Source organism: Brevundimonas denitrificans, assembly GCF_030160755.1.
In the GTDB taxonomy this organism is placed as follows: Bacteria; Pseudomonadota; Alphaproteobacteria; order Caulobacterales; family Caulobacteraceae; genus Brevundimonas; species Brevundimonas denitrificans.
On record NZ_BSOY01000004.1, the window covers coordinates 63,648 to 72,330 of the forward strand.

The following is an 8,683-nucleotide window of genomic DNA, read 5'->3' on the forward strand; positions in this document are numbered from 1 at the left end:
TGAATGTCAGATAGTCTGTTGCAGCGCATCATCCAAGCGCCCGAGGCTTTCTTCGCGTCCGAGCGCGGCCAGGGTCTTGGCGATGTCGGGGGAGACGCCGTCTCCCGTCAGGGCGGCGCGGACGGCCGGGCCGATCTTGCCGAAGCCGACGGCCTCTTCATCGGCGAAGACCTTCAGCTCGGCCTCGAGGGCGAAGACGTCCCAGCTGGCGAACAGTTTGAGCCGGTCGCGCAGGCGGCCGATGCGTTCGCCTGATTCGCCGGTCAGCATCGGCAGGGCCTTCTCATAGATGGCCAGGGGGCGGACCTTGAGGGCGAAGGCGGTCTGGTCGGCCAGTTCCAGCACGGTTTTCGCGCGGTCCTTGATGAAGGGCATGGCGCGAAGCAGCCGGGCCTCGTCGTCGGGACGGAGGGCGTGGCCGCGGGCCAGGTGGACGTCCAGCGTCATCTTGGCCAGGCGGTCGTCGTCGGCGAGGCGGATCCAGTGGGCGTTGACGTGGGCGAGCTTGTCGAAGTCCAGCCGCGCGGGGGCCTTGCCCACGCCGGCGAGGTCGAACCATTCCAGGGCCTGGGCGTCGTTGAACAGTTCGTCGTCGCCATGGGCCCAGCCCAGCCGGGCCAGATAGTTGCGCATGGCCTCGGGCAGATAGCCCATCTCGGCGTATTCGTGCACGGCCTGCGCCCCGTGCCGTTTGGACAGTTTGGCGCCGTCCGGACCGTGGATCAGCGGGATGTGGGCGAAGCTGGGGCGGGTCCAGCCGAGAGCGTCATAGATCAGGCTCTGGCGGGCGGCGTTGTTCAGGTGGTCGTCGCCGCGGATCACATGGGTGACGCCCATGTCGTGGTCGTCGACCACCACGGCGAGATTGTAGGTCGGCGCCCCGTCGCTGCGGAGCAGGACCAGATCGTCGAGGTCGTCATTGGCCCAGCTGACCGTCCCCTGGACCTCGTCCTCGACCGTGACGTTGCCGGGCAGGGGGCGGCGGAAGCGCACCACATGGGGCTGATCCAGGTCATCGACCGTGGGCGCGCGGTCGCGCCAGGGCGATTCGAAGGTCCGGCGCTCGGCCTTGGCCAGATCGCGCAGGCGGCCGGTCTCCTCGGCCGAGGTGAAGTCGCGATAGGCGCCGCCGCGCTCCAGCAGCTCATTGACCACTTCCCGGTGGCGGTCGGCGCGGCTGTACTGGAACACCGGCTCCTCGTCGGCGAACAGCTCCAGCCAGCTCAGGCCGTCGAAAATGGCCTTGACGGCTTCGTCCGTGGACCGCTCGCGGTCGGTGTCCTCGACCCGGACAAGAAACTTCCCGTTGCGTCCCTTGGCATACAAATAGTTGAAAAGCGCCGTTCGGGCGCCCCCTATGTGCAGGGAACCCGTGGGCGAAGGGGCGAAACGCGTGACGACGGCGGGCTTGGGGTCGGAGGGGGAGGTCATGGCGGGCGTTATAGCGCCGGCGCCGGCGAATCCCAGCCTCGGCGCACGGGCGGCGGATTTCCTGCGCGCGCAGGTCGCCGACCAGACGCTGCGCTGGCGCTTGTGGGCGCCGGTGGCGTTCGGCGGCGGCTGCGCCGTGTATTTCGCGCTGAAGACCGAACCGCCGGCGTGGCCGTTGATCGTCGGCGCCGGTCTGGCGGCCGGACTGTGGTTGGGCGCGCGCCGGATGGCGCTGGCGCGGGCCTGGACGCTGGGCCTGATGCTGCTGGCCTGTTTCGCTCTCGGGATCGCGGTGGCCAAGGCGCGGACCGACGCGGTGGCGGCTCCGATCGCGCCGGCGATGGCCGAGCCGACGGTGGTCGAGGGCTGGGTCATTGATGTCGACAGTCCGGGCGCGGCCGGTCCGCGGGTGGTGATCGCTCCAGTGCGCGTCCGGGGCCTCGCGCCGGAAGAGACGCCGGTTCGCCTGCGGGCCACGGTGCGCGGCGCGGCGCCCGAACCGGGGGAGGCGGTGCGGCTGTTCGCCCTGATCAATCCACCGCCGGCGCCGGCCAGCCCCGGGGCCTATGACTTCGGCCGCAATGCATATTTCCAGAGCCTGGGCGGGGTGGCCTTTTCGCTCGCCGAGACCCGGCCGGCGTATCTGTCGCCGCCGCCGTGGAGCGTGCGGGCGGCCATGGCGGTCAACGGCCTGCGCTATGATCTGGCCCGGCGGATCGTGGGGCGGCTCGGGGAGCGGACAGGCGGCGTGGCCGCGGCCATGACCACCGGCCATGAGGCCTGGCTGGACCCGGCGCAGGTCGATGTCATGCGCGATTCCGGTCTGGCGCACATCCTGTCGATCTCGGGCCTGCATATGGCGGTGGTCGGCGGCTTCAGCTTCTTTCTGGTGCGATTGCTGGTCGCGGCCTGGCCATGGCTGGCGTTGCGGGTCTCCGGCAAGAAGGTTGCGGCCTGGGCCGGCCTGGGAGCGGTCGGAACCTATCTGATCATTTCCGGCTCGCCCGCGCCGGCCGAGCGGGCGGCGATCACCGCCTCGATCGCCTTCCTGGCCATACTGCTGGATCGACAGGCCATCACCATGCATGCGCTGGCGGTGGCGGCCTTCGTGGTCCTGCTGTTCCAGCCCGAGGCCATCGTCACGCCCGGCTTCCAGATGTCGTTCGCGGCGACGGCCGCGCTGGTGGCCCTGGTCGAGGCCTGGCCCGTTCGGCCGCGCGAGATTTCCGCGCCATGGCCGATCCTGCTCGTGCAGCGCGTCGGCGCCTGGCTGGGCATCGCCGTCATGGCCAGTCTGGTGGCGGGGGCGGCGACCGGGCCGTTCGCCCTGCAGCATTTCAACCGCACCGCCATGTACGGGCTGGGCGCCAATCTGGCGACCGCGCCCCTGTCGGACTTCGTGATCATGCCGGCCCTGGCGCTCGGGGCCCTGCTGGAGCCGCTGGGGCTGGGCGCGCCCTTCCTGTGGCTGGCCGGGCAGGGGATCGGATTGATGCTGGCGATCGGCGAGTGGACGGCGGGCCTGCCGGGCGCGGTCAGGACGGTGGCCAGCGCGCCGGACTTCGTCCTGCCGATCGCCTTCCTCGGCGTGCTGTTCTGCTGCCTGTTGCGGGGACCGCTGCGGTGGCTGGGCCTGCCGTTTGCGGCGGCCGTGATGCTGTGGCCGCGCGACCCGACGCCCGACATCTGGATCGGCGACGGCGGGAGCCAGGCGGCCTTTGTCGAAAGCAGCCAGGCCGCGGTGGTGCGAACCGGCGTGCGCCAGTTCGCTGTCGACGTCTGGTCGCGGCGCCGGGGCGTGGCGCCGGTCGGTCGACCCGCGGAGGGCTGGATCTGCACCCGGTTCTCATGCGCCCCGATGGACTCGGACGCCGGGCCGCTGGCGATGTGGTGGGGCAATCGCGCGCCGACGCCGCAGGAGGTCGACGCCCTGTGCCGCGCGGCGCCGGTGGTCAGCGTACGGGCCGCCTTGGCCGTTCTGCCGCCGTCGTGCGACGGGCGGCTGGTGCTGGACGGCGCGGACTACGCCCGCGGCGGAGCGGTCGAGCTGTGGCGCGACGGGCCCGCGTCTGCCAGCCGCTGGCGCGCGGTCTGGGCGGCGGAGGTGCGCGGCGACCGGCCGTGGTCCCGTCCCTGATAACGACTGCGTCGTTTCGGGGATGACAATTGACGCACCACTGACTTGTCACCCCGGCCGTAGCGAAGCGAAGAGCTGGGGCGGGATCAGTGATAGCGGCGGATGAGGCCGACCAGCTTGCCCTGAACCTCGACCTGATCGGGGCCGAAGATACGGGTTTCGTAGTTGCGGTTGGCAGGCTCCAGCGCGATCGAGCCGCCCTTCTTGCGCAGACGCTTGAGCGTGGCTTCCTCGCCCTCGACCAGGGCCACGACGATCTCGCCCGAAGTGGCGGTGTCGGTCGATTTGATGATCACCAGATCGCCGTTGAGGATGCCGGCCTCGATCATCGAATCGCCCTCGATCTCGAGCATGTAATGCTCGCCCGCGCCCAGCATGGCCTCGGGCACCGGATAGCGGGCCGTTTCGTGCTCGATGGCGGCGATGGGCGTGCCGGCGGCGATCTTGCCCATCAGGGACAGTTCGCGGGTGTCGTTGGCCGCCTCGGCGACCTGGGGGCGACCGCCGCCCTCGATGACCGAAGGGGCGAAGCCCGCCCGGCCGCGCGGCGCGCCCGCCGTGGCCTGGTCCGGCATCTTGACCACCTCCAGCGCCCGGGCCCGGTGCGCCAGACGGCGGATGAAACCGCGCTCCTCCAGCGCCGTGATCAGCCGGTGGATGCCCGATTTGGACGCCAGATCGAGCGCCTCCTTCATCTCGTCGAACGAGGGGGAGACGCCGGTCTCCTTGATCCGTTCGTGGATGAACATCAGGAGTTCGTGCTGTTTGCGCGTGAGCATGGAGGTCCTCGAGGCGAATCCCGTTCTGAGAAACGTAGCGGAACAAACCGCAAACGTCCACAAGGTGTTCCTGTGCTGTTCCGGTTAAGGTCCCGTTACCGGAGCAGCGCCCGTGTCGCCGCCTCCACATCCGCCTGACGCATCAGGCTCTCTCCGACCAGCACCGCCTGGGCATGGGCGTCGGACACCCGCTGGACGTCGTCCGGCGTGAAGATGCCGCTCTCGGCGACCAGCAGGGCGCGGACGGGGCTGAGGATGGCGAGGCGTTCCGTGACGGCGAGGTCGACCTCGAAGGTCCGCAGGGAGCGGTTGTTGATCCCCACCAGATCGCCGCCCAGCTGGCAGGCGCGGGCCATCTCGGCCTCGTCGTGGGTCTCGATCAGGGCGTCCATGCCGAACCGCTCCGCCTCGGCCAGCAGGTCGGCGGCGAGGACGTCATCGATCATGGCCAGGATGATCAGGATGCAGTCGGCGCCGAGGGCCCGGCTCTCGGCCACCTGCCAGGGATCGACGAGGAAGTCCTTGCGCAGGCAGGGCAGGGCGACGGCGTCGCGGGCGGCGGCGAGGAAGGCGTCGTCGCCCTGGAAGCTGGGGCCGTCGGTCAGGACCGACAGACACTGGGCCCCGCCGCGCTCATAGGCCCGGGCGAGGGCAGGCGGGTCGAAGTCGGCGCGGATCAGGCCCTTGGACGGACTGGCCTTCTTGATCTCGGCGATCAGGGCGGGACGGCCGGTGTTTTCGACATGGCGTTCGAGGGCGGCGCGGAAGCCGCGCGGGGGCGAGGCGGCGCGCGCCAGCGACTCGACCGCATCCTGCGAGGTTGCGGCCTTGCGGGCGTCCACGTCGATGCGTTTGTAGGCGGCGATGCCGGCGAGGACGTCGCTCACGCCGGCTCTTCTTCAATGACAGTGTTGGTGGCCTCGACCAGATCGGCGAGGGCCTTGGCTGCGCGGCCGTCGTCGATGACGGCGGCGGCCTGTGCCGCGCCCTCGGCCAGATCGGCGGCGCGGTCGGCGACGACCAGGGCGGCGGCGGCGTTGAGCAGGACGATGTCGCGATAGGGGCCTTTGGCGCCGTCCAGCAGGGCGCGCAGGGCCATGGCGTTCTCTTCCGCGTCGCCGCCGCGGAGGGAGTCCAGATCGGCGCGGGGCAGGCCGGCGTCTTCCGGCGTGACGGTGAAGCGGCGGACGGCGCCGTCCTTCCATTCCGCCACCTCGGTCTCGCCCGTGGTGGTCAGTTCGTCGAGGCCCTGGCCGTGGACGGTCCAGGCGCGGGTGGCGCCGAGCCGGCCCAGAACCTCGGCCAGCGGCTCGAGCAGGCGCGGGTCATAGACGCCCATGACCTGCCGTTTGGCGCCGGCCGGATTGGACAGGGGCCCCAGCAGGTTGAACACGGTGCGGAAACCGATCTCGGCGCGGACCGGTCCGACGTGGCGCATGGCGCCGTGGTAGGCGGGGGCGAACAGGAAGGCGATGCCGGCCTCGTCCAGCGAGCGGCGCTGTTGCGCCGGACTGGCCTGAAGGTTGACGCCCAGCACCGACAGGACGTCCGACGAGCCGGATTTGGAGCTCATGGCCCGGTTGCCGTGTTTGGCGACCTTCAGGCCCGCGCCGGCCAGAACGAGGGCGGCGGCGGTCGAGATGTTGAAGGTGTGCTGGCCGTCGCCGCCGGTGCCGCAGGTGTCGATGGCGTCATAGGGGTGGTCGAGCGTTCGGGCCGCTTCGCGCATGGCCGTGGCGAAGGCGGCGATCTCCTCGACCGTCTCGCCGCGGATGCGCAGGGCGGTCACTGCGGCGGCGATCTGGGCCGGAGTCGGCTCGCCGCGCAGGCAGGCGGCGAAGAAGGCGTGGGCCTCGTCCGCCGACAGGATGCGGCCGTCGACCAGTTTGGCCAGCAGGGGTTTGAAGGTATCGGCCATCTCAGACCATCGCCCGGCGCTTGACGTTGGCGAGGTCGAGGAAGTTGGCGAGCAGATCGTGACCGTGTTCGGTGGCGATGGACTCCGGGTGGAACTGGACGCCGTGGATCGGGCGGGTCCTGTGGGCCAGACCCATGATCTCGCCGTCGGCGGTCCAGGCGGTGACCTCGAGCACATCGGGCAGGGTGTCGCGGCGGACGGCCAGCGAATGATAGCGGGTGGCGGTGAAGGGCGAGGGCAGGCCCTTGAAGACGCTGCGGCCCTCGTGCTCGATCGGCGAGGTCTTGCCGTGCATCAGGGCCTTGGCGCGGATGACCTCGCCGCCGAAGGCCTGGCCCATGGCCTGATGGCCCAGGCAAACGCCGAAGATCGGCATGTCCGGCGGGGCGGTGTCGAGCATGGCCAGGCAGATCCCGGCCTCGTTGGGCGTGCAGGGACCCGGGGACAGCAGCACCGCCTCGGGCTTGAGGGCCCAGGCCTCGGCGGCGGTCAGGTCGTCATTGCGCACGACACGCGTCTCCGCGCCCAGCTCCGCGAGGTAGTGGACGAGGTTCCAGGTGAAGCTGTCGTAGTTGTCGACGACGAGGATCATGGTCCGGCTTCTAGGGGCTGGACGGGGCCGCGCCAAGCGGATGTGACGGTAAGTCCCTGTTAACCGAACCCGCCCGAACCTGCCTCGTCTGTCCGGGGGAGTTCCATGGCGCACACCAGCATCACCAGGGCGCGCACGTTGTTGACGCCGTCGACGTCGCGGCCCAGCCCGTACGCCGCCCTCGGCGCGGCGGCTCTGGCGGCGATGGCGGCTGTGCTGATGGCCGGGGTCATGGTGTTGGGGCCGGGCGTGCGGTTCGACGAGCCCGCGGTCACCGCCCAGCCCTAGCGGTTGCCGAACGGATAGCGCCAGGCGTCCTCCGCGGCGCGCATGGGGGCGCGGGCCTTGGCGAGGGTTTCCGCATATTCCGCAGCCGGGTCGCTGTCGGCGACGACGCCGGCTCCCGCCTGGACATGGATCCTGCCGTCGGCGAACAGGGCGGTCCTGAGCACGATGCAGATGTCGGCCTCGCCGCTCGCCGAGATATAGCCCACGCCGCCTCCGTAGCCGACGCCGCGCTTTTCGCTCTCCAGCTCGTCGATGATCTCCATGGCCCGCACCTTGGGGGCGCCCGACAGGGTGCCGGCGGGCAGGGCGGCCAGCAGGGTGTCGACAGCGTCGAGGTCGGGATGGGCGACGCCCTGGACCTCGGAGACGATGTGCATGACCGAGCTGTAGCGTTCGACCCGGAAGCTCTCGATCACCTCGACCGTGCCGGGGGCGGCGACGCGGCCGACGTCGTTGCGGCCGAGGTCGAGCAACATCAGATGCTCGGCGCGCTCCTTGGGATCGGCCAGAAGTTCGGCCTCCAGCGCCCGGTCGGCCTCGGGCGTCTCGCCGCGTGGACGGGTCCCGGCGAGCGGGCGGATGGTGACGCGGCCGTCCTTCAGCCGGACGAGGATTTCGGGGCTGGAGCCGGCCAGCTGGAAGTCGCCGAAGTCGAGGTAGAACAGATAGGGCGAGGGGTTCCGCCGCCGGAGCGAGCGGTAGAAGGCGAACGGATCGGTGGCCCAGGGCGCGGCGAACCGGTGGCTGAGCACGACCTGAAAGATGTCGCCGGCGGCGATATAGTCCTTGGCCCGGGCGACCATGGCCGCGAAGTCGGCCTCCCCGACCGGTGAGTGGAACGGCGCGACGGCCGTCTCGACGGGGGCGGGCAGGGCGGGCAGGGGCGTCCGCAGGTCGGCCTCGAACCGGTCAAGCCGGGCGACGGCCGCGTCAAAGACCTGTCGGGGGCCGAGCCCGCTATCGGGATATGAGGCCGAGACCAGCACGATCTCGTGGCTGACGGAATCGAAGATGGCGACCAGCGCCGGCCGGGTCAGGACCGCGTCGGGGAGGTCCAGCGGGTCGGGATTGGGGGCCCCCAGCGGCTCGAGCAGCCGCACCATGTCATAGCCGAAGACGCCGAACAGGCCGGCGGCCATGGGCGGCAGGCCGGCCGGCAGGTCGAACCGCGACGTCGCCATCAGGGCGCGCAGGGAGGTCAGGGCGTCGGCGGCTTCAGGTTCGAACCGGTCGGCGGCGATGTCCGCGCCCCGCGCCAGCTCGGCCGCGCCGCCCCGACAGCGCCAGACCACGTCGGGCTCGCGGGTGATGATCGAATAGCGGCCGTTGACGGCCCCGCCCTCGACCGATTCCAGCAGGAAGGCGTGGGCGCGGCCGTGCCCGACCTTGAGGAAGGCCGAGACCGGCGTCTCAAGGTCATCCACCAGCCGGCGGATGACGACCTGCGGCCGGCCCTGCGACCAGCCGCGCTCGAATTCGGCGAAGCCGCCTTCGCCGCCGGCCGTCATTGCGCCGGCGGGGCGCCCGGCGAGGCGGGG

The 8,683-nt window shown here is 70.9% G+C and carries 8 protein-coding genes; 2 read left to right on the top strand and 6 right to left on the bottom strand.

Features of this window, described 5'->3' with window-relative positions; all coding sequences use genetic code 11:
• Window positions 1-6 precede the first annotated feature (6 nt).
• Window positions 7-1,431, bottom strand: a complete 1,425-nt coding sequence (gene gltX / locus QQJ79_RS02020; protein WP_284220571.1) for a glutamate--tRNA ligase — start codon at window positions 1,429-1,431, stop codon at window positions 7-9.
• Here gltX and QQJ79_RS02025 point away from each other — a divergent pair.
• The gene (locus QQJ79_RS02025; protein ID WP_284220572.1) at window positions 1,430-3,568 is read left to right on the top strand and encodes a ComEC/Rec2 family competence protein; all 2,139 of its coding nucleotides are present in this window, start codon (window positions 1,430-1,432) and stop codon (window positions 3,566-3,568) included. The two genes, gltX and QQJ79_RS02025, sit on opposite strands and share 2 nt — an antisense overlap.
• 86 nt (window positions 3,569-3,654) lie before the next feature.
• Here the strand turns inward: QQJ79_RS02025 and lexA are convergent, their stop codons facing one another.
• From lexA to QQJ79_RS02045, 4 genes are all read right to left on the bottom strand, one after another.
• On the bottom strand, window positions 3,655-4,347 hold the full coding sequence (gene lexA, locus QQJ79_RS02030; protein ID WP_284220574.1) for a transcriptional repressor LexA: 693 nt from the start codon (window positions 4,345-4,347) through the stop codon (window positions 3,655-3,657).
• Between the two features lie 95 nt (window positions 4,348-4,442).
• Window positions 4,443-5,234, bottom strand: a complete 792-nt coding sequence (gene trpC / locus QQJ79_RS02035) for an indole-3-glycerol phosphate synthase TrpC (RefSeq protein WP_284220576.1) — start codon at window positions 5,232-5,234, stop codon at window positions 4,443-4,445.
• Window positions 5,231-6,265, bottom strand: a complete 1,035-nt coding sequence (gene trpD / locus QQJ79_RS02040; protein WP_284220577.1) for an anthranilate phosphoribosyltransferase — start codon at window positions 6,263-6,265, stop codon at window positions 5,231-5,233. The genes trpC and trpD overlap by 4 nt, the downstream gene beginning before the upstream one ends.
• A gap of 1 nt (window position 6,266) precedes the next feature.
• On the bottom strand, window positions 6,267-6,857 hold the full coding sequence (locus QQJ79_RS02045) for an anthranilate synthase component II (protein ID WP_284220578.1): 591 nt from the start codon (window positions 6,855-6,857) through the stop codon (window positions 6,267-6,269).
• Between the two features lie 105 nt (window positions 6,858-6,962).
• On the opposite strand from QQJ79_RS02045, the gene QQJ79_RS02050 reads away from it, so the two are divergent.
• Window positions 6,963-7,145 carry a peptidoglycan-binding protein gene (locus QQJ79_RS02050; protein WP_284220583.1) on the top strand — a complete coding sequence of 61 codons (183 nt, stop codon included), beginning with the start codon at window positions 6,963-6,965 and terminating at the stop codon, window positions 7,143-7,145.
• Here the strand turns inward: QQJ79_RS02050 and trpE are convergent.
• Window positions 7,142-8,653: an anthranilate synthase component I gene (trpE, locus tag QQJ79_RS02055; RefSeq protein WP_284220593.1), complete on the bottom strand. Its 1,512-nt coding sequence runs from the start codon at window positions 8,651-8,653 to the stop codon at window positions 7,142-7,144. The two genes, QQJ79_RS02050 and trpE, sit on opposite strands and share 4 nt — an antisense overlap.
• Between the last annotated feature and the right edge of the window lie 30 nt (window positions 8,654-8,683).